The following is a 20,337-nucleotide window of genomic DNA, read 5'->3' on the forward strand; positions in this document are numbered from 1 at the left end:
TCCGACGAGAGCGACGGTATCGCTCAGCTCCGGCCGAAGAGGGTTTACTTGGTGGTCTCCATCCAGGCGCGCATTGCCGAGGAACTCGGCGTCAAGGAACAGCAGGTCCAGGCCACGGTCGAGCTGCTCGACAGCGGCGCGACCGTCCCCTTCATCGCGCGCTACCGCAAGGAAATCACCGGATCGCTGGACGACGCGCAGCTGCGCACGCTGGAGGAGCGGCTGGGCTACCTGCGCGAGCTCGAAGCCCGCCGCAAGGTCATCCTCGAGTCCGTTCGCGACCAGGGAAAGCTCGACGCCAAGCTCGAAGCGGCGATCCTGGCGGCCGACAGCAAGAGCCGGCTCGAGGACATCTACCTTCCCTACAAGCCCAAGCGCCGCACCAAGGCCGAGATCGCCAAGGAAGCGGGGCTGGAGCCGCTCGCGGACCTGCTCCTGCGCGACCCCACGGTCCTGCCCGCCGAGCGCGCGGCGCCCTTCGTCTCGGCCGACAAGAACGTCGCCGACGCGACGGCGGCCCTGGAGGGCGCGCGCGCCATCCTGGTCGAGCGCTTTGCCGAGAATGCCGACCTGATCGGCGCCCTGCGCGAGGAATTCTGGGCCAACGGCCGCCTCGTTTCCAAGGTCCGCGAGGGCAAGCAGGAAGCCGGTGCCAAGTTCAGCGACTATTTCGATTTCTCCGAAGCGCTGGCGAAGATGCCCTCGCACCGCGTGCTGGCCCTGTGCCGCGGCGAGCGCGAGGAGATCCTGGGCCTCACGGTCGAGCCGGACGATCCCGCGACGCGACCGCCCGCCGCCCAGGCCATCCCCAGCGCCTACGAGCTGCGCATCATGCGGACCTACGGCATTTCCGACCAGGGGCGGCCGGGCGACAAATGGCTGACCGATACGGTCCGCTGGGCCTGGCGCACCAAGATCACGATCATGCTGTCGATCGACCTGCGCCTGCGCCTGTGGACGGCGGCCGAGGAAGAAGCGGTGCGGGTCTTCGCCTCGAACCTGCGCGACCTGCTGCTCGCCGCACCGGCGGGCACGCGGCCGACGCTCGGCCTGGATCCCGGCTATCGCTCGGGGGTGAAGGTCGCCGTGGTCGACGCCACGGGCAAGGTGGTGGCGACCAGCACCATCTATCCCCACGAGCCGCAGCGGCGGTGGGACGAATCGCTCGCCATCCTCGCAAGGCTGGTGCGCGAGCATAAGGTCGAGCTCATCGCCATCGGCAACGGCACCGCCTCGCGCGAGACCGACAAGCTCGCCCTCGAGCTGTTGAAGGGACTCTCCGACCTCAAGTTGCAGAAGGTGGTGGTGTCGGAAGCCGGCGCGTCGGTCTATTCCGCCTCGGCCTATGCGTCGGAGGAGCTGCCGGGCCTCGACGTCACATTGCGCGGCGCGGTCTCGATCGCCCGTCGCCTGCAGGATCCGCTGGCCGAACTGGTGAAGATCGATCCGAAGTCGATTGGCGTCGGCCAGTACCAGCACGATCTGAGCGAGTTCAAGCTGTCCAGGTCGCTCGACGCGGTGGTCGAGGATTGCGTGAACGGCGTCGGCGTCGATCTCAACACGGCCTCGGCGCCGCTGCTGGCGCGCGTCTCCGGCATCGGCCCGGGCCTGGCGCAGAGCATCGTCGCCCATCGCGACACCAACGGCGCCTTCCGCTCGCGCAAGGCCCTGAAGGACGTGCCGCGGCTCGGCCCCAAGGCCTTCGAGCAGTGCGCGGGCTTCCTGCGCATTCCCGGCGGCGACGATCCGCTCGACGCCTCGGCGGTGCATCCCGAATCCTATCCGGTCGTCCACCGGATCATCGCCGCGACCAAGAGCAAGATCGATGCCCTGATCGGCAACAGCGCCGCGCTGCGGGCGCTGTCGCCCACCGAGTTCGTCGACGACAGGTTCGGCCTGCCCACCGTCACCGACATCCTGCGCGAGTTGGAGAAGCCCGGCCGCGATCCGCGCCCGGCCTTCAAGACGGCGGAGTTCAAGGCCGGCGTCGAAACGCTCAACGATCTCGAACCGGGCATGGTGCTCGAAGGCGTCGTAACCAACGTCGCGGCGTTCGGCGCCTTCGTCGATGTCGGCGTCCATCAGGACGGGCTCGTTCATGTCTCGGCGATGTCGAAGACCTTCGTGAAGGATCCGCGCAGCCTGGTGAAGCCGGGCGACATCGTGCGCGTGAAGGTGCTGGAGGTCGACAAGCCGCGCAAGCGCATCGCGCTGACCCTGCGGCTCGACGACGAGGCCGGCAAGCAGCCGGCGCGAGGCGGAGGCCGTCCCGAACCCGGCGGCGCCTCGAAACGCGACCAGGCTCGCGTGCAGGCCGCCAAGCCGAGCGCGCCGGGCAATGCGATGGCCGATGCGTTGCGAAGGGCGGGGTTCGGCACGCGCAAGTAGCGCCGGCGGGCGGGCGCGGCGTCTTGCCGATCCATTTGGCGAGCGACGACTGGTGGCCGTTGGTCGTGAGATGCGCGGGCAGCGGTTCGTCGAGGTCGAATTTCGAGAAGTCGATGCCGGTCACCCGCGACATGCCCGACAGATGCAGGTCGAGATGCTTCTCGGCCTCGGCCGCTTCCATGCGGGCGCGGTCGCGGGCCGCCTCCATGCTGACGTCGATGATCGATAGGCGAGGAACAACACCTTGATGTCGTCGGGATTGCGCCCGTACTCGGCCGCCTGTTTGCGAACCTTGTCGCGATAGACCTTCATGCTTTCGATGCTGCCGCCGCCTTCGGTGATGATCGTGTCGGGCCAGCGCGAAGCGAACTGCGGACCCGTATGGATCCCTCAATCCGCGCATGCAGGTCCACGAGATCGTCACCGAACCGCTGCGGCTGGCCGGCCTGTCGCGCCATGAATGCCGCGAGCGGGCGCCCGCGCTCCTCGCCCTGGTCGGGCTCGCGCCGGAACACGGCACGCGTTACGAAGGCGCTTCTCGCGGCCGTACCGGCCGCTCGGCCTGGCCGGCCCCGTAGCCGAGTCGCCGTGCAAGGAGAGATTCCCAGTCCGATGAATCCGCCGGCGGGCTGCGCCTTCCATCCACGCTGCCCACTCGCGACGGGCCGCTGCCGAAACGAGCGGCCGACCCTGCGCCACGTCGCCGATCGCGACGTCGCCTGTCACCTCGCTTCGTAGTCGTCGCCGCCGTTCGCGCGACGACGCGCGACGGCGCGCGACGGCGAACGAGCGTCCATTCACCGGCCCTGCAAAGCCGCCACGAAGCGGGCTCTTTCTCCATGCGCGCTTAGTGTTTTACCGACGCGCATGTCTTTGAATCGATTTCAAAAATTCGTCATCTCACAAAATGTGCATTCGTCCAGATGTCGCCACAATGCCTACCCATCTACCCCCCGCAACGAAACTTAAGACGTGAGTTGACGGGAGGTGCGCATGGCAACGGCTGCTTGGGGCCGACGGGTATCGTCGTGTGACCGTGTGCTTCTATCTCGGGGGTAAGATGTCTTATCGAGCGTTCAAGTCGGCTCCGTTGCTCGTCGGGTTGGCTTTGTTTCTGGCTGGCTGCGACGAACCGGCTGCGGCCGATGCACCGCAGTCGACCCCCCCGGATGTCGGCATCGTCACCCTCAAGGCCGAGCCGTTCTCGCTCACGCGCGAGTTGCCGGGCCGGGTCGCGCCCACCCGCGTGGCCGACGTTCGTCCGCGCGTATCGGGGATCGTGGTGCAGCGCCTGTTCGAACAGGGAACAGACGTCAAAGCCGGCGATGCGCTCTACCAAATCGATCCGAAGCCTTTCGAGATCGAGTTGCAGGCGAGCCAGGCGGCGGTCGATCGCGCCAGGGCCACGCTCGACCTCGCGCTCCAGCAGGCCAGTCGCTCGACGCAGATGGCCGGTGTGAAGGCCATCTCCGCGGCCCAGCACGAGGTCGCGGTCTCCACCGTGGCGCAGGCCCGGGCCGAACTCGCCGCCCGCGAGGCCGAACTGGCGCGCGCCCGACTCAACCTCGACTACGCCACCGTTCGCGCGCCCATCAGCGGCCGCATCGGTGCGGCGATGGCGACGGAGGGAGCGCTGGTCGTGCAGAACGACACCGCCAATCTCGCCACCATCCAGCAGCTGGACACCATCTATGCCGATTTCACCCAGTCGGTCACCGAGATGAACCGGCTGCGCCGCGCGTTCGAGAGCGGCGACCTTGAACAGATCTCCCCGGAATCCCTCAGGGTCCGCCTCGTGCTCGACGATGGCACGCCCTACGCCCATACGGGCCGGCTGCTGTTCTCCGAGGCGCGCGTCGACGCCACGTCGGGCCAGGTGACGTTGCGCGGCGAGTTCCCCAATCCCAATCGCGAACTTCTGCCCGGCATGTACGTGCGGGTACAGATCGACCAGGGTGTCGATGGGGACGCGATCACGGTTCCCGAACAGGCCATCCAGCGCAACGGCGGCGGCGGCAGCGAAGTCTTCGTCGTGCGTGACGACAACCGAGCCGCGGTCCAGGAGGTGCGTCTGGGCGCCGCCCAGGACGGGCGATGGGTGGTGGTCGACGGGCTGAAGCCCGGCGATCGCGTGGTCGTCGACGGGTTCCAGAAGTTCGCCGCCGGCGACACCGTCAAGCCGAAGCCCTTGCAGTGGACCCAGGCCGAGGCCCCCCGGACATCGTCCAAACCCCGTCCCTCCGGCTCCCGATAAATCCACCCGATGGCCAGCTTTTTCATCGACCGGCCGATTTTCGCCTGGGTCGTCGCTCTCTTCGTGTGCCTGATCGGCCTGATCTCGATCCCGCTTCTGGCGATCGCACAGTATCCGATCATCGCGCCGCCCTCGATCTCGATCAGCACCTCCTATCCCGGTGCGTCGCCGCAGAACCTCTACAACTCGGTGACGCGCCTCATCGAGGAGGAACTGAACGGCGCCTCCGGCATCCTGAGTTTCGAATCGGCCTCCGATTCGCTGGGCCAGGTCGAGATCATCGCCAACTTCCAGCCGGGCACCGATCCCGCGATGGCCTCGGTGGAGGTCCAGAACCGCATCAAGCGCGTCGAATCCCGCCTGCCGCGCGCGGTCATGCAGCAGGGCATCCTGATCGAGGAAGCCTCCAGCGCGGTGCTCCAGATCATCACGCTCAGCTCGACCGACGGCAGCCTCGACGAGGTGGGCCTCGGCGATTTCCTGGTGCGCAACGTGCTGGGCGAGATCCGCCGCATTCCCGGCGTCGGCCGCGCCACCCTCTATTCGACCGAGCGCGCGCTGCGGGTCTGGATCGATCCGGCCAAGCTGGTCGGCTACAACCTCACCGCCGACGACGTGAATGCCGCCATCACCGCGCAGAATGCCCAGGTCGCCTCGGGCAGCGTCGGCGCGGAACCGAGCAACGAGGATCAGAAGGTCTCGGCGCTCGTGCTGGTCAAGGGCCAGCTCGGCACGCCCGAAGAGTTCGGCGCGATCGTGTTGCGCGCCAACCCCGACGGCTCGACCGTGCGCCTGCGCGACGTCGCGCGGGTCGAGGTCGGCGGCATGGGCTACCAGTTCACCACGCGGCTGAACGGCAAGCCGACCGCCGGCCTGTCGGTGCTGCTGGCCCCGACCGGCAACGCGCTGGCCACCGCCAGCGCGGTCGAGGCCAAGATGAAGGAGCTCTCGCGCTTCTTCCCGGCCAACATCACCTACCAGATTCCCTACAACATCACCCCGGTGGTCAAGGCGTCGATCCAGAAGGTCATCATGACCCTCATCGAGGCGGTGGTGCTGGTCTTCATCGTGATGTTCCTGTTCCTGCAGAACATCCGCTACACCATCATCCCGACCATCGTCGTGCCGGTGGCCCTGCTCGGCGCCTGCTCGGTGCTGCTGGCCGCGGGCTACTCGATCAACATGCTGACGCTGTTCGCCATGGTTCTGGCGATCGGCATCCTGGTCGACGATGCCATCGTCGTGGTCGAGAACGTCGAGCGCATCATGTCCGAGGAAGGACTGTCGCCCAAGGAGGCGACGCGCAAGGCGATGTCGCAGATCACCGGCGCCATCGTCGGCATCACCCTGGTGCTGATCGCGGTCTTCCTGCCGATGGCCTTCTTCCCCGGCTCGGTCGGCATCATCTACCGCCAGTTCTCGGTGACGATGGTGGCGGCGGTCGGCTTCTCCGCCCTGATGGCGCTCTCGCTGACACCCGCCCTCTGCGCCACCCTGCTGAAGCCGATCCCGGCCGGGCACGGGCACGCCAAGCGCGGCTTCTTCGGCCTGTTCAACCGCAGCCTCGACAGGGTACGCGACCGCTACACCGGCGTCGTCGCCTGGTCGCTGAAGCGCACTGGGCGGCTGATGGCGATCTATGCCGCGCTGCTGATCTGCCTCGGCTGGGCGCTGGTGCGCCTGCCCGGCGGCTTCCTGCCGATCGACGACCAGGGCTTCATCACCACCGACGTGCAGACACCGGCGGAAGCCTCCTATAACCGCACCGAGGCCGCGGTCGAGGCCGTCGAGCGCTACCTGACCCAGAAGCCCGGCATCAAGGACGTCACGTTCCTCACCGGCTATAGCTTCCTCGGCCAGGGCATGAACACGGCGCAGGCCTTCATCACCCTCGAGGATTGGTCCAAGCGCGGCCCGGACCAGTCGGCCGCCGCGCTCGTGGCCGACATCAACCGCGACCTGGCGTCGATCCGGGATGCCGAGGTCTCGGCGCTGCAACCCCCGCCGATCGACAATCTCGGCAATTCGAGCGGCTTCAGCTTCCGTCTGCAGGATCGCTCCCAGAAGGGCTACGCGGCGCTCACCGCGGCCAGCGAGCAACTCGTCAAGGCGGCCAACGCCAGCCCGGTGCTGCGCAACGTCTATGTCGAGGGCCTGCCAGAGGGTCCGCTGGTGAACCTGCTGATCGACCGCGAGAAGGCGATGGCCTTCGGCGTCACCTTCGAGGACATCAACAACACGATCTCCACCAACCTCGGCTCCAACTACGTCAACGACTTCCCCAACCGCGGGCGCATGCAGCGCGTCATCGTTCAGAGCGATGCGGCGGGCCGCATGCGCGCCGACGACCTGCTGTCCTATTACGTCAAGAACAACCGCGGACAGCTCGTGCCCTTCTCGTCCTTCGCGACCGTCGAATGGGCCAAGGGGCCGACCCAGATCATCGGTTTCAACTACTACCCGTCGGTGCGCATCAGCGGCGAGGCGCGGCCGGGCTACACCAGCGGCGATGCGCTGGCGGAGATGGAGAAGCTCGCCTCCCAGCTGCCGCGCGGCTTCGGCTACGAATGGACGGGCCAGTCGCTGCAGGAGAAGCTCTCGGGCTCGCAGGCCCCGTTCCTGCTGGCCTTGTCGGCGCTGATCGTCTTCCTCTGCCTGGCAGCGCTCTACGAGAGCTGGACGATCCCGATCGCGGTGCTGCTCACGGTGCCGCTCGGCATGACGGGCGCCGTGATCGCGGCGAACCTGCGCGGCCTGTCGAACGACGTCTACTTCACCGTCGGCCTCATCACCATCATCGGTCTCGCCGCCAAGGACGCGATCCTGATCATCGAGTTCGCCAAGGACCTGACCAGCCGCGGCAAGCCGCTGATCGAGGCGACGCTGGAAGCGTGCAAGCTGCGCTTCCGGCCGATCCTGATGACCGGCCTCGCCTTCGTCTGCGGCGTGCTGCCGATGGCGATCGCCACCGGCGCCGGTGGCAAGAGCCAGCAGGCGCTGGGCTCAGGCGTGATGGGCGGCATGATCGCGGTCGTGATCCTGGCGCTGCTCATGGTGCCCGTCTTCTTCGTCGTGGTACAGCGCGTGCTGGGCCGCAAGACGGAGAAGAAAGACTCCGCTCCGCCGGTTGCCGCCGAACCGGCAGCCCCCGCCCCCCAAAACTAGACGGGAAAGCCCCGCCATGCGTCTGTGCCCGCCCTTCGTCGCGGCGTTGTCCACCAGTGTCATGATCGGCTGCTCCGCCGGTCCCGACTTCGAGCGGCCCGACCGGCCGAGTGCGACCCGCTACACCGCCGAACCGCTCGCGCTGCAGACCACCGCCGCGCCGGGGCCCGGCGGTGCCGCGCAGACTTTCGTGCCCGAAATGGACATTCCCGGCGAATGGTGGACCCTTTTCCAGTCGCCGCAACTCGATGTCCTGGTCAAGGAGGCACTGCGCGCCAATCCCGACATCGAGGCCGCACAGGCCGCGCTCCGCCAGTCGCGCCAGCTTCTGTTCGCCCAGCAGGGAAGCCTGTTCCCGACCTTGAGCGCCAACGCGCTCGGCCAGCAGCAACTCGCGTCAGCGGCGGCGAGCGGGATGACCGGCGACGCCACGATGTACGGCGTCACGTCGGGATCTCTGAATATCGCCTATTCACCCGACGTGTTTGGCGGCGTGCGGCGCGCGGTCGAGTCCCGGGCCGCGCTCGCGGAGTTTCAGCGTTTCGAACTCGAGGCGGCCTACCTGTCGCTCAGTGCCAACGTCGTGGTGGCGGCCATCAACGTGGCCTCGTTGCAGGCTCAGATCGACGCGACGCGCGACATCATCCGCATCGTCGGCGATTCGCTGCGGGTCGTGCGGCTGCAGCTCGACCTGGGGGGCGCCTCCGCCGCCGACGTTCTGGCGCAGGAAGCGATCCTGGCGCAGATTGAGGCGACCCTGCCGCCGCTGCAGAAGCAGCTTGCCCTCCAGCGCAACCAGCTCATGCGCTTGCTCGGACGGTCGCCCGACCAGGATCGCGGCGAGACTTTCGATCTCGCGAAGCTGAAACTGCCGACCGAGTTGCCTGTCAGCCTTCCCTCGCAGCTCGTCGAGCAACGGCCTGACGTGCGCGCGGCCGAGGCGCAGCTGCGCGCCGCCAGCGCCGACATCGGCGTCGCCGTCGCCAACCAGATGCCGCAGTTCACCATCACCGCCGCACTCGGGCTCACCTCGGCCGGCATCAGCTCGCTGTTCGTGCCGGGCTCCGGCATCTGGAGCGTCGGCCTCGGCATCGCGCAGACCCTGTTCGACGGCGGCCGGCTCGACAGCCAGCGCAAGGCGGCCATTGCAGCCTATGAGCGCGCCGCCGCGCAATATCGCGGCGTCGTGCTGTCGGCATTCCAGGACGTCGCCAACGCGCTGCGCTCCCTGCAGATCGATGCCGAGGCGCTGCGCGTGCAGGTCGCCGCCGAGCAGACGGCCGCGGCGAGCCTGCGGCTGGCCGAGCAGCAGTACCAGCTGGGTGGCGTGAATTACCTGATCCTGCTGAATGCCCAGCAGACCTACCAGACCGCGGTGATCAACCGTCTGCGGGCGCAGGCCACGCGTTATTCCGACACGGCGGCGCTGTTCCAGGCGCTGGGCGGCGGCTGGTGGAACCGCCGCGACGTCGATCCGAAATCGATGGGCGAGCCGTCGCGTTTCTCGCTGCCGCCGATCCAGGACATCAAGCTGCCGCGCGCCGGCCGGTAGGTACCCGGCGGCGCAGCGCTGCGCGCTCAGGCGTGCAGGTGCTCATGGCCGTGGCGATGCTTCTCGAGCTTCCGCTCGGCCGGCACCAGATGGAGCTGACCGTGGCGGACGCCGCGCTGGCTGACCGTATCGTCAGCCATGGCGCGCACCTCCTTCACCGGCCCGCGCAGCACCGAGACCTCGAGGCAGGAGTCGTGGTCGAGATGCACGTGCATGGTCGCCACCTGCAGGTCGTGGTGCCTGTGCTGCGCCTGGGTGAGCCGGCGGCCGAGATCGCGCGTCTCGTGGTCGTACACATAAGCCAGCGTGGCGATGCAGAAGCCCTCGTCCTTGCCGGATTTGCCCTCCGCCAGCGTCTCGCGCGCGGCGGCCTCGCGCAGGATGTCGCGCAACGCCTCGGAGCGGCTCGCATAGCGATGCTTCTTCATGTGGCGATCCAGCGTCGCCAGCAGATCGTCGTCGACCGACAGGGTCACACGCTGCATTCAATTCCTCCCCTTGCCGCGCCGGCACGAAGTATGCAGAACATATAAATAGTGCATACGAAAACTCTCCTCTGGGCCGCCGTCGCTCTCGCCTGGCCGGTCGTGGCCGGCGCCCAGCCCGAACCCGCCCCGCTGGCGCCTGGACAGGGCCCCGTCGATCCGGCGGCACCTAACCCGACCGCGGCGCCGACCGCCCAAGGCTACACCGGCGCCTCGACCGCCCTTCCCGCCATCACCGTAACCGCGCCGCGCATCCTCGAAGCCGAGCCGACCGATTCCGCCAGCGAGCGCCGCGTCTCGGGAGAAACGCTGAACACCCGACCGATCTCCCGCCCGGGCGAGATGCTCGAGGCGGTGCCGGGCTTGATCGTGTCGCAGCACAGCGGCGAAGGAAAGGCCAACCAGTACTTCCTGCGGGGCATGAACCTCGATCACGGCACCGATCTCGCCATCTGGCTGGATGGCATGCCGATCAACATGCGCACGCACGGGCACGGCCAGGGCTATGCCGATCTCAATTTCCTGATCCCCGAGTTGGTCGAGCAGATGACCATCAAGAAGGGCCCCTACTATGCCGAGGAAAGCGATTTCGCCTCGGCAGGCTCGCTGCGCCTGTCCTACGCCAACCGACTGGAGAATGCCGTGGTGGTGGCGACCGGCGGCAGCTTCGGCTACTGGCGCGCGCTGGCGGCCGGCTCGATGGCGGCGGGCCACGGCACGCTGACCGCAGCAGGCGAGATCGTGACCTACAACGGCCCCTGGCAGGTTGGCGACGACCTCAAGAAGTTCAACGCCTTCCTGCGCTATGCCGAGGGCGACACAGCCAACGGCTTCGCGATCACGGCGCTGGCCTACACCAATTCCTGGCATTCGACCGACCAGATCCCGGCGCGCGCCGTGCTCGACGGCAGCCTCGGACGCTATGGCGCGGTCGACCAGACCGACGGCGGCGACACCCAGCGCTATTCGCTGTCGATGCGCTGGAGCCGCAGCGACGAGCGCACCGCCTCGAAGATCGAAGCCTACGGCATCTACTCGACGCTCAATCTCTACAACAACTTCACCTATTTCCTCGACGATCCGACCAACGGCGACCAGTTCCAGCAAACCGACAAGCGCATGATTGTCGGGCTGAACGCCAGCCACCTGATGCGCCACACCCTGGCGGGATTCGCCTCCGAGACCACGGTCGGCACGCAGATCCGCTACGACAACATCGGCGTCGGCCTGTTCAACACGGTGCAGCGCACGGCCTTCAACACGATCCGCTACGACCGGGTGAACGAGACCAGCCTCGCGGTCTATGCCAAAAACACGCTGCAGTGGAACGACTGGCTGCGCTCGATTGTGGGCATTCGCGGCGACTGGTTCATGGGCTCCGTCGCCTCCGATACCGCCGCGAACTCCGGCAACGTCTCGGCCTTCCTGGCCAGCCCCAAGGCCAGCCTCATCTTCGGGCCGTTCGACAGGACCGAGTTTTTCCTCAATGCGGGCCTCGGCTATCACAGCAACGATCTGCGCGGTGCGACCATCACCGTCGATCCGGGTGACAAGACCACGCCCGTCGCCTCGGTGCCGCTGCTGGTACGCTCCCGCGGCGCCGAGGTCGGCGTGCGCACACAGGCGATCCGGGGCCTCGATTCGGCGCTGGCGGTGTTCGTGCTCGACTTCGATTCCGAGCTGCTGTTCGTGGGCGACGCCGGCACGACCGAGGCGAGCCGCCCCAGCCGCCGCATCGGCGTCGAATGGACCAACCAGTACCGGCCGCTGCCGTGGGCGATGTTCGACCTCGACCTCGCCTACACGCAGGCGCGCTTCACCGACCCCAGCGCGTTCGGCGACTTCATTCCCGGTGCCCCGGCCTTCATCGCCTCGGCCGGCATGACCCTCGGCGGTGACACCGGCTGGTTCGGCGCCCTGCGCTGGCGCTACTTCGGTGCCCGCCCGCTGGTCGAGGACGGCAGCGTCTACTCCGACCCGACCTCGATCTTCAACGCGCGCCTGGGCTACGTGTTCGAGAGCGGGCTGAAGCTGCAGGTCGACGGCTTCAACCTGTTCAACACGCAGGCCAGCCAGATCGACTACTACTACACGTCGCGCCTGCCGAACGAAGGGCCGGCCGGCGTCGCCGACCGGCACTTCCATCCCGTCGAACCGCTGATGGTGCGGTTCACGGTCGCCAAGGCCTTCTGATCCTCTCGCTCTCTCCCGTCCGGGAAAGAGCGAGGGACGCGCCCGTCAGAACCTCGCCTTCACACCGAAGAAAGCCTGGAAGTACGGCGCCTGGAAGCCTTCGGGCTCCTCATAGACCTGGTTCAGGACATTCTCGGCGCGGGCGAAGAGCTGGACCGACGGGATCACGTCCCACTGCGCGGTGATGCGCACCAGCGTGTACGGCGACGGGATCACCAGCGTACCGGTCGTGGCGCTGTTGTCGTATCGGCTGTTGACCTGCAGGACGCCGATGCCGAACAGCGTGTTCTCCCATGGCCGGAACTGGGCGCGGATGTTGAAGATGTCGCCCGGCCGGCGCACCAGCGGCGCGTTGCCGTCGACGTTCCGCGCGATGGTCTGCGTGTAGTCGAAGTACAGGTCGAACCACTTCACCGGGCTGATCTGGATGAAGGTCTCGAAGCCCTCGCTCTGCGCGTTGGCGACGTTCTGCATCAGGGTGAAGGTCGGCGGCGCGCACTGGATGAGGTTCTGATAGGTGTTGAAGAAGTAGGTGATGCCCGCCTTCACCTTGCGATCGAACAGGCCCTGCTCGACCCCGACCTCGTAGCCGCGACTGTACTCGGGCTTCAGGTTGATGTTGCCGCCGCAGAACGGGCCGGGGCCATAGAGTTCGAAAAGCGACGGCGCCTTGAACGCCGTGCCGTACGACGCCTTGATCTTGGTATCGGTCGGCGCCCACAGGTAGGAGGCGCCGGCGCGCCATGTGCCGACGTTGCCGAACGTGTCGTTCATGTCGATTCGGCCGCCGACGTTGAGGTTGAAGCCCTCGAACGGATTGAGCCGAAGCTGACCGTAGAGACCGGTCTGGGCCATCGTTCCCCACGCCTGGGTAAACGGCGTGAAGGAACCGATCGTGTTGCTGTAGGCCCACTGCCGGTCGTAATCGACGCCGCCCACGAACTCGACCTGCTCGCTGAGCGTGATCAGGTTCTTGAAATCCGCCTGAAGGCGGCGCCCGTTGAACCAGCTGTCGAGGTTGTTGGGAAGCAGGTTCTGCGGACTGGCATAGTCGAGATCGTGCCGTGTGATGGTGGTGTAGTTGATGCCGACGACGGGCTTCCAGCGACCATCGAAGTAGCTGCCCTCGATCTCGCCGCGCGTGTAGAACTGCGAGGTGTAGCCGTTGGCCATCGGGTCTTCCTGGCCGACCTGGTCGTAGTTCAGCTTGGTGTCGATGTAGCGGGCGAAGAAGTTGAACTGGGTGTTATCGCTGATCTCGTAGCCGAGACGCGCCGCCAGCGTGATGTTGCGATAGGGATCGATGTCGACGAAGCCGCCGTTCGGCGTGAAGCGTGCGGGTACCGGCGTGTCGTTGGGGCTGAACGTGCCGGCAAAGGTCAGGTTGTAGTTGAACTTGCCCTCGCTGCCGCGCACGTAGGCGCCGCTGTTGCTCTGCAGGCGGGTGCCCAGCTCGGTGAACGCCGCGCCGTTCATCGGCCCCTTGCCCGCCTTGGTGACCAGGTTGATGACGCCGCCGATCGCCTGGCTGCCGTACATCGTCGACATCGGGCCGCGCACGACCTCGATGCGGTCGAGGTTCTCGGTCAGCAGGTGGGCGAAGTCGGGCGCGCCATTGGGGCTCGACGGATCGTTGACGGTGATGCCGTCGACCAGCACCAGCACTTGATTGGAGTTGGAGCCGCGCACGAAGACCGAAGTCTGGCCGCCGGGACCGCCCGACTGCTGGACGGAGACGCCGGGAACGGTCTTCAGCACCTCGCCTGCGGTGCGCAGCTGACGACGCTGCATCTCCTCCTGCATCACGACGGTGTAGCTCGACGTCACCTTGTCGGGATCGGTCGGGAAACGGTCGGCGGTCACGACCGTGGTGGGCATCATCCCTGCCGGCTCGGTCTGCGCGAGCGCAGCCGACGGGGCCAGCAGAGAAAAGAACAAGGCGATACGACGAAACGGCGTCATCAGACGGTCTCCCAAAAGCAGCCACGCAAACAGCGCGTCACCGCTCGGTTGACCGTCCCGTTGGAACATCCCGTCCATCGGAAGAGCGACGCTATCGCCGGCAGGTCTTCTGGCTCGCGGGTCGCTGCGCCTGCCCGCCTTCCCGAACCGAAGTTCAGTGGCTTGTTGGACAGTCGCTAACCGCTCACAGCTGCGGGTACAGCCGCCGATTTGTCCGGACGGACATCACGGCGTTCCCTCTTGGCCTCCTGTTAGGGAGGACCGGCAATAGCGATATTATCCCTTCGCGTCTGTAGAACGTCAAGATTCCGCCGCAATGTGGCGCGGCGGCAAGCCCTTCAGGGCGAAAGACGGCGCTACTCGTAGAGATAGCCGACCGGCGGCCCGTCGGTGCGCAGAGGGCGCAATTCTTGCGCCGTGATGATCTGCCCGGCCAGCCCATCGATCTCGTCGCGCTGCGTGGGCGTCCACTTCCGCAGGTTGTCGATCCCCTTCAGCAGCCCCATCCGCAGCACCTGCGTGTTCTCGCCCATCGCAACCAACTCGATCGCCTGTCCGCCCGCCGTCACCGTATCGCCCGCGGACAGTTCCAGCAGCTTGCCCACGCGATCCTTGAAGGCCGCGGTTCCGCGAATGACCCGATAGACCGCGACTTCGCCCTTCGCGAGATCGGCGACAGAGGCGCGGCCGGTCGAACTCTTGGGAAGGAGCGATTGCCCGGTGGGGTCGGTGGCGATGATGTGGCCCACGGCGAGATGTCCGCTGGGGCTCTCGATCTCGAGGTCGCGCACGAAGATCGGCGAAGGCGACTTGACCGGGCCGCCCGGCAGATCCTCCACGAGCGGACGATAGAGTGCGTTCAGCGCCAGCGGGTCCTGATACCAGAAGCACGCATCGATCGGACGATCGTGCACCGGATGGGCCCAGGCGGTGCGCGACGTGTCGGCCTCGACGATCCGGTCCGCCGCCACGACGGTCGGGTTGGGAAAGGTCGCCGGTTCGGTGATGAAGGCTTCGAGGAACTTGCCGGAATAGCCCATCGAGAGCGCATCGGGCACGGCCGTCTGCGGCGTCTTCAGGTTCTTGTCGGTGGGCAGGCCCGACCATGTGTAGAAGAGCTGACGATGCACGATCGCGCTCTGCATGATCACGGCGCCGGGGCCGACATAGTGGATCTTCCCGTCATAGTCGAAGGTGAACATGCCCGACGTCACCAGGACGAACTGGAAGCCTCCCGGCGGCAGATGCATGTGGAAGTCGGTGGGCCCGGTGTCCTGGCGATGGATCGGCAGATTGGTCGCGACCTCCTGCAGCAGGAAGGCGTCGTTGTTGGCGCGCAGACCGTGGGTCGCGACGTTATAGAGCGCCTGCGGACGATAGATCGCATCGTAGGTCGCCTCCCGGTCGCGATCGACGGCGACGAAATCCCCTCGATTGAGTCGGATGGGCTCGCCGGCGGGATGGGTGAGTCCCGGCCACTTGAAGTCGGCCGGTGCCCGCCTAGTATTCTTCAGGTCCGTGCTGGTCATGCCGCTCTCGCTTTCCCGTGCAACTACTTTGCGATGCAACATGAGAATTGTGCGTTGCAGCGAAAGGGTCTGCAAGCGGAAATGCCGCTTTGTCGCCCTGTCCGGGGACTTGGTCTCATCCAACCCTACAATTGCCGCGAGCATTGTGTGCAATGCAACATGGACGGTTTTGTCTTCAGACCTTTTCCAGCACGAGTGAAACGACGCGGTCTGCTGCCTGTTCGGGCGACAGTTCGCCGGTCCGCAGAACGAGGGCCGGATCCTGCGGCGGTTCGTATCGCTGGTCGCGGCCTGTCAGGTTCATCAGCTTGCCTGCGTCCGCCTGGGCGTAGAGGCCCTTGGGATCGCGCTGACGGCACAGGTCGGCCGGTGCATCGACGTGGATCTCGAGAAAGCGTCCTTCCGGCAACAGCGCCGCGGCGCGTGTGCGATCGGCCTGGAACGGCGAGACCAGAGCCACGATGACGATCAGGCCCGCATCGGCCATCAACTTGGCGACCTCGCCCACCCGGCGCACGTTCTCCGAGCGCGCTGCCGCGTCGAAGCCGAGATCGGCGTTCAGCCCCTGCCGGAGATTGTCGCCATCGAGCAGCATGGTGTGGCGCCCCAGCGCGATCAGCCTGCTTTCGACGATGTTGGCGATGGTCGACTTGCCCGATCCCGGAAGACCCGTCAGCCACACGACGACCGGCTCCTGCGCCTTGAGCCCGGCCCGTGCGGCGGGCGTCACGGTCTCGGCATGGCGATGCACGTCACGGGCAGCGTCGAACCCCTCGCTCACCATGCCCGCCGCCGCGGTGCGCAACGTCGAGCGGTCGATCAGGATGAAGGCGCCGGTGTGCCGATTTTCGGCATAGGAATCGAAGGCGACCGGCTGGGCGACCTCGATCTCGACCCGTCCGATGGCGTTGAGGTCGAGACGATCGGCGGGGTCGCGGCGAAGCGATTCGACGTTGAGCGTATCGGCCACGCGAGCAACCGTGGCCGGCACGGTCGCGGTCCCGATCTTCAGGAGGAACCGCTTGCCCGCCGTCACCGGCGCATCGTCCATCCACACGAGGTCGGCGGCGAAGCGACGCGAGACGGTCGGTCGCCGCCGCGGATCGACGATCACGTCGCCGCGCACGAGATCGACCTCGTCTGTCAGAGTGAGGGTCACGGACCGGCCTGCGGAGACCGCGGGCAGGTCGCCGCCTAAGCTCACGATGCGGGCAACCCGGCTGGTCCGCCCCGAGCCGGCCACCACGACCGGATCGCCCACCGCGACGCGGCCCGAGGAGACCGTTCCGGCAAAGCCGCGAAAATCGCCGTTGGGGCGGTTGACCCACTGGACGGGAAAGCGAAGCGGCGCCTCGGCGGCATCGAGGCCAGTCTCCACCGTCTCGAGATGCGCCAGCAGGGGCGGCCCGGCATACCAGGGTGTGCGCGGGCTGGCGGCGGCGACGTTGTCGCCGCGGCGCGCTGAGAGCGGGATGGCAACGACCGAATGAAAGCCGAGTGGTGTTGCAAAGGCCGCGAATGCCGCCTCGATTTCGCGAAAGCGCGCCTCCGCGTAGTCGACGAGGTCGATCTTGTTCACTGCCAGGACGATGTGGCGGATTCCCAGCAGTGAGACGATCGCGGCGTGGCGCCGCGTCTGCTCGACCAGTCCCTTTCGGGCGTCGACCAGGAGGATCGCCAGTTCGGCGTTAGATGCGCCCGTCGCCATGTTGCGCGTGTACTGCTGGTGGCCGGGCGTATCGGCCACGACGAAGGCGCGCCGCGGTGTCGCGAAGAAGCGATAGGCGACGTCGATGGTTATGCCCTGCTCGCGCTCCGCTTCCAGCCCGTCGAGCAGAAGCGCGAAGTCGAACTCGTCCTCGGTCGTGCCGAAGCGGCGTGAGTCGTCGCGCAACGCGTCGATCTGGTCGTCGTGCAATCCGCTCGTATCGCTGATGAGCCGGCCGATCAGGGTCGACTTGCCATCGTCGACAGAGCCGCAGGTGAGGAAGCGCAGCTCGCTTCGTGTCTGCAGCGGTAGAGCGTCGTTGGCGGGGGGAGCAAGCGCGTCGGGCATCAGAAGTATCCCTCTCTCTTCTTGCGTTCCATCGAGGCCTGCGAGGCGGCGTCGACCAGGCGCCCTTGGCGTTCGGACGAACGTGCGTCGAGCAGCTCGGCGATCACGCCGCGAACGTCCGTCGCCGCGGAGGCGATCGCGCCGGTCAGCGGCCAGCAGCCCAGGGTGCGGAAGCGGACCCGGCGCTTGACCGTGTTCTCGCCCTCCTGAAAGCGCATGCGCTCGTCGTCGACGGCGATCAGGGCGCCGTCGCGTTCGACGACCATGCGCTCCGCCGCGAGATAGAGCGGCACGATGGGGATCGATTCGGCCTGGATGTAGGTCCAGACGTCGAGTTCGGTCCAGTTGCTGAGAGGGAACACGCGCATCGTGTCGCCGGGCGACAGCCGCGTGTTGAACAGCCGCCACAGTTCAGGCCGCTGGTTGCGGGGATCCCAGACATGGCCCGAGGCGCGCAGGGAGAAGATGCGCTCCTTGGCGCGCGCCTTCTCCTCGTCGCGCCGGCCGCCGCCGAATGCCGCGTCGAACCCGTGCAGGTCGAGCGCATCCTTCAACGCCTCGGTCAGCATCAGGCGCGAATACTCGCCGGTCTCGGTGTCGAACGGATTGACGCCGGCTCGCGCCGCCGCCTCGTTGGAATGAACGAGCAGATCGAGGCCGTAGGCCGCGGCGATGCGGTCGCGATGCCGGAGCACCGCCTGGAAGTCCCAGCCCGAGGCGATGTGCAGGAAGGGGAACGGCGGCGGCGCAGGATAGAAAGCCTTGAGCGCCAGGTGGAGCATGACGCTCGAATCCTTGCCCACCGAGTAGAGCATCACGGGCTTTCGATACTCGGCCACGACCTCGCGCAGGATGTGGATGGCCTCGTCCTCCAGGCGCTGCAGATGCGGCGACAGGCTGGATCGACGGACGGCATCGCCGGACGGCGTGATCTTTGGGGCTTGCGCAGCGGCGGGCGGGCTCATCGAACAGTACTCACTTCACGGATTCCAGGGCGGTCGGACGGTCGACGGTGGAGCGGTGGATGCCGCATTCGGTCTTCTCGAACCCGCGCCAGCGCCCGGCGCGCACGCCCTCGTCGGGCAGGATCGAGGACGTGCAAGGCGCACAGCCGATCGACGGAAAACCGCGGCCCGCCAACGGATGCACCGGCAGACCGTGGCGGGTGGCATAGGCGTCGATCTCGGCCTGCCCCCAGCGCGCCAGCGGGTTGATCTTGGCCTGCACGCCATCGACCTCGAACACGTCGAGCGCGCTGCGTGTCGTGGACTGGAAGCGCTTGCGGCCGGTGATCCAGGCCTCGAAGCCCTGCAGCGCGCGCTGGAGCGGCGCCACCTTGCGGAAAGCGCAGCAGCCGTCGGGGTCCCAGGTGGCGCGGCTGAGATCGGCATCGAGTCGCGCCACCTCCTCGGCCGACGGACCGACGCTGCGCACGTCACTCAGTCCCAGGTGGCGCACCAGCCGGTCACGATGCTCGAGCGTCTCGGGAAAATGCCGGCCGGTGTCGACGAACAGCACGGGCGTGTTGGCATCGATCTCCGCCACCATGTGGAGCAGCACGCCGGAATCGGCACCGAACGAGGAAACCACGGCGATACGTCGGGTGAAGACCTCACCAAGCACGGCCTGCAGGATGCAGGACGGCTCCGCGCCATCGAAGCGGCGTCTCAGGTTGACGACATGCAGGGCGAGCGTCGGCATGGCGTCACCGCGACGTGAACAGGCGGATGGTGGCGAGCGACACCGGCAGCACGTCGCCCTTACGGGCGCAGTGACCTGCCGGCAGATCGATTTCGACGGCCGGCAGGCCCTCGGTGAGCAGCAGTTCGGCGCGCCGGGCGGCGCCGCCGCGGCGGACGGCGATCACCCGGGCGGGGATCGCCGTGGCCGGATCGGTCGCGGGCACGAGATCGCCGGGCCGCACGAACAGTTCGGCCGGACCCGCGGCGTTCTCGCCCGGCGTCCGCACCTGATGGTCGCCGATGCGGATCCAGCTGCCGGCCGCATCGACGGGCACCCGCACCGCCTCGCCGACGAAGCCCGCGACGAACGGCGTTGCGGGCCGGTCGAGGATGTCGTCGGGCGTGCCGACCTGCTCGACACCGCCCTTGTCGAAGATCGCGACCCTGTCGGCGAGTTCCAGCGCCTCTTCCTGGTCGTGGGTGACGAACAGGGTCGTGTGGCCGGTGCGCTCGTGCACCTCGCGCAGCCAGCGCCGCAGATCCCGGCGCACCTTGGCGTCGAGCGCCCCGAACGGCTCGTCGAGCAGCAGCACGCGCGGTTCGACGGCCAGCGCACGGGCCAGTGCCACGCGCTGGCGCTGGCCGCCCGAAAGCTGCGCGGGGCGGCGACGATCGAGCCCGGGAAGCTGAACCAGGTCGAGCAGATCCGCGACGCGGCGCTTGATATCGGCGTCCGACGGCCGCTCGCGCCGCGGCCGCACCCGCAGGCCGTAGGCGATATTCTCGGCAACAGTGAGATGGCGGAACAGCGCGTAGTGCTGGAAGACGAAGCCGACACGCCGATCCTGTACGCTGAGGTGCGTGGCATCCTCGTCGCCGAACAGGATCCGGCCGGCGGTCGGCGATTCAAGTCCGGCGACCAGGCGCAGGAACGTGGTCTTGCCCGAACCCGAGGGCCCGAGCAGGGCCAGCAACTCCCCCGGCTCCACGGCCAGGTCGAGGCCGGACACGGCAACGGTGCCGCCGAAGGACTTGGCCAACCCCTCGGCACGGATCGCGATTGCCACCGGA

The 20,337-nt window shown here is 67.3% G+C and carries 13 protein-coding genes, 1 pseudogene and 1 riboswitch; of the genes and pseudogenes, 7 read left to right on the forward strand and 7 right to left on the reverse strand.

The window, feature by feature from the left end; all coding sequences use genetic code 11:
- The first annotated feature begins 51 nt into the window (after window positions 1-51).
- The 6 genes and pseudogenes from LJ725_RS06720 to LJ725_RS06745 all read left to right on the forward strand — a co-directional run bounded on the left by LJ725_RS06720 (window position 52) and on the right by LJ725_RS06745 (window position 9,359).
- A complete protein-coding gene (locus LJ725_RS06720) occupies window positions 52-2,388 on the forward strand; it encodes a Tex family protein (RefSeq protein ID WP_230550150.1) in 2,337 nt (778 codons plus the stop codon).
- A gap of 401 nt (window positions 2,389-2,789) precedes the next feature.
- Window positions 2,790-2,966, forward strand: coding sequence for a hypothetical protein (locus LJ725_RS06725; protein ID WP_230550161.1), 177 nt, complete (start codon window positions 2,790-2,792; stop codon window positions 2,964-2,966).
- Window positions 2,967-2,973: 7 nt separating this feature from the next.
- Window positions 2,974-3,126, forward strand: a pseudogene (locus LJ725_RS06730) (oligopeptide/dipeptide ABC transporter ATP-binding protein); the annotation flags it as partial.
- 322 nt (window positions 3,127-3,448) lie between these two features.
- Entirely contained in the window at window positions 3,449-4,642 is a 1,194-nt protein-coding gene (locus tag LJ725_RS06735) for an efflux RND transporter periplasmic adaptor subunit (protein ID WP_230549868.1), read from the forward strand.
- A gap of 9 nt (window positions 4,643-4,651) precedes the next feature.
- Window positions 4,652-7,807, forward strand: a complete 3,156-nt coding sequence (locus LJ725_RS06740; protein ID WP_230549869.1) for an efflux RND transporter permease subunit — start codon at window positions 4,652-4,654, stop codon at window positions 7,805-7,807.
- A 16-nt stretch (window positions 7,808-7,823) separates the two neighbouring features.
- Window positions 7,824-9,359, forward strand: coding sequence for an efflux transporter outer membrane subunit (locus tag LJ725_RS06745; protein WP_230549870.1), 1,536 nt, complete (start codon window positions 7,824-7,826; stop codon window positions 9,357-9,359).
- Between the two features lie 26 nt (window positions 9,360-9,385).
- Here the strand turns inward: LJ725_RS06745 and nikR are convergent, their stop codons facing one another.
- Window positions 9,386-9,844, reverse strand: coding sequence for a nickel-responsive transcriptional regulator NikR (gene nikR / locus LJ725_RS06750; RefSeq protein WP_230549871.1), 459 nt, complete (start codon window positions 9,842-9,844; stop codon window positions 9,386-9,388).
- A gap of 51 nt (window positions 9,845-9,895) precedes the next feature.
- Here nikR and LJ725_RS06755 point away from each other — a divergent pair, with 51 nt between their 5' ends.
- The gene (locus LJ725_RS06755) at window positions 9,896-12,037 is read left to right on the forward strand and encodes a TonB-dependent receptor (protein ID WP_230549872.1); all 2,142 of its coding nucleotides are present in this window, start codon (window positions 9,896-9,898) and stop codon (window positions 12,035-12,037) included.
- Between the two features lie 45 nt (window positions 12,038-12,082).
- On the opposite strand, the gene LJ725_RS06760 is transcribed toward LJ725_RS06755, so the two are convergent.
- The 6 genes from LJ725_RS06760 to LJ725_RS06785 form a co-directional block, all read right to left on the reverse strand.
- Window positions 12,083-13,999: a TonB-dependent receptor plug domain-containing protein gene (locus tag LJ725_RS06760; RefSeq protein ID WP_230549873.1), complete on the reverse strand. Its 1,917-nt coding sequence runs from the start codon at window positions 13,997-13,999 to the stop codon at window positions 12,083-12,085.
- Window positions 14,000-14,081: 82 nt separating this feature from the next.
- A riboswitch (cobalamin riboswitch) is annotated at window positions 14,082-14,280 on the reverse strand.
- A 75-nt stretch (window positions 14,281-14,355) separates the two neighbouring features.
- A complete protein-coding gene (locus LJ725_RS06765; protein WP_230549874.1) occupies window positions 14,356-15,528 on the reverse strand; it encodes a cupin domain-containing protein in 1,173 nt (390 codons plus the stop codon).
- Window positions 15,529-15,703: 175 nt separating this feature from the next.
- Complete coding sequence (cysN, locus tag LJ725_RS06770; RefSeq protein WP_230549875.1) at window positions 15,704-17,584, reverse strand: sulfate adenylyltransferase subunit CysN; 1,881 nt, start codon at window positions 17,582-17,584, stop codon at window positions 15,704-15,706.
- Entirely contained in the window at window positions 17,584-18,549 is a 966-nt protein-coding gene (gene cysD, locus LJ725_RS06775) for a sulfate adenylyltransferase subunit CysD (RefSeq protein ID WP_230549876.1), read from the reverse strand. The genes cysN and cysD overlap by 1 nt, the downstream gene beginning before the upstream one ends.
- A gap of 10 nt (window positions 18,550-18,559) precedes the next feature.
- Window positions 18,560-19,285 (reverse strand): phosphoadenylyl-sulfate reductase, encoded by a 726-nt coding sequence (locus LJ725_RS06780; RefSeq protein WP_230549877.1) that lies wholly within the window; start codon window positions 19,283-19,285, stop codon window positions 18,560-18,562.
- A 4-nt stretch (window positions 19,286-19,289) separates the two neighbouring features.
- A complete protein-coding gene (locus LJ725_RS06785; protein ID WP_408015725.1) occupies window positions 19,290-20,333 on the reverse strand; it encodes a sulfate/molybdate ABC transporter ATP-binding protein in 1,044 nt (347 codons plus the stop codon).
- Window positions 20,334-20,337 lie beyond the last annotated feature (4 nt).

This window comes from Reyranella aquatilis, from assembly GCF_020880995.1.
Lineage (GTDB): Bacteria > Pseudomonadota > Alphaproteobacteria > Reyranellales > Reyranellaceae > Reyranella > Reyranella aquatilis.

Coding starts and splice junctions, on each gene's coding strand:
- LJ725_RS06725 (WP_230550161.1), top strand. CDS start 2,790: ATGCAGGTCCACGAGATCGTCACCGAACCGCTGCGGCTGGCCGGCCTG.
- LJ725_RS06735 (WP_230549868.1), top strand. CDS start 3,449: ATGTCTTATCGAGCGTTCAAGTCGGCTCCGTTGCTCGTCGGGTTGGCT.
- LJ725_RS06740 (WP_230549869.1), top strand. CDS start 4,652: ATGGCCAGCTTTTTCATCGACCGGCCGATTTTCGCCTGGGTCGTCGCT.
- LJ725_RS06745 (WP_230549870.1), top strand. CDS start 7,824: ATGCGTCTGTGCCCGCCCTTCGTCGCGGCGTTGTCCACCAGTGTCATG.
- nikR (WP_230549871.1), bottom strand. CDS start 9,844: ATGCAGCGTGTGACCCTGTCGGTCGACGACGATCTGCTGGCGACGCTG.
- LJ725_RS06760 (WP_230549873.1), bottom strand. CDS start 13,999: ATGACGCCGTTTCGTCGTATCGCCTTGTTCTTTTCTCTGCTGGCCCCG.
- LJ725_RS06765 (WP_230549874.1), bottom strand. CDS start 15,528: ATGACCAGCACGGACCTGAAGAATACTAGGCGGGCACCGGCCGACTTC.
- cysN (WP_230549875.1), bottom strand. CDS start 17,584: ATGCCCGACGCGCTTGCTCCCCCCGCCAACGACGCTCTACCGCTGCAG.
- cysD (WP_230549876.1), bottom strand. CDS start 18,549: ATGAGCCCGCCCGCCGCTGCGCAAGCCCCAAAGATCACGCCGTCCGGC.
- LJ725_RS06780 (WP_230549877.1), bottom strand. CDS start 19,285: ATGCCGACGCTCGCCCTGCATGTCGTCAACCTGAGACGCCGCTTCGAT.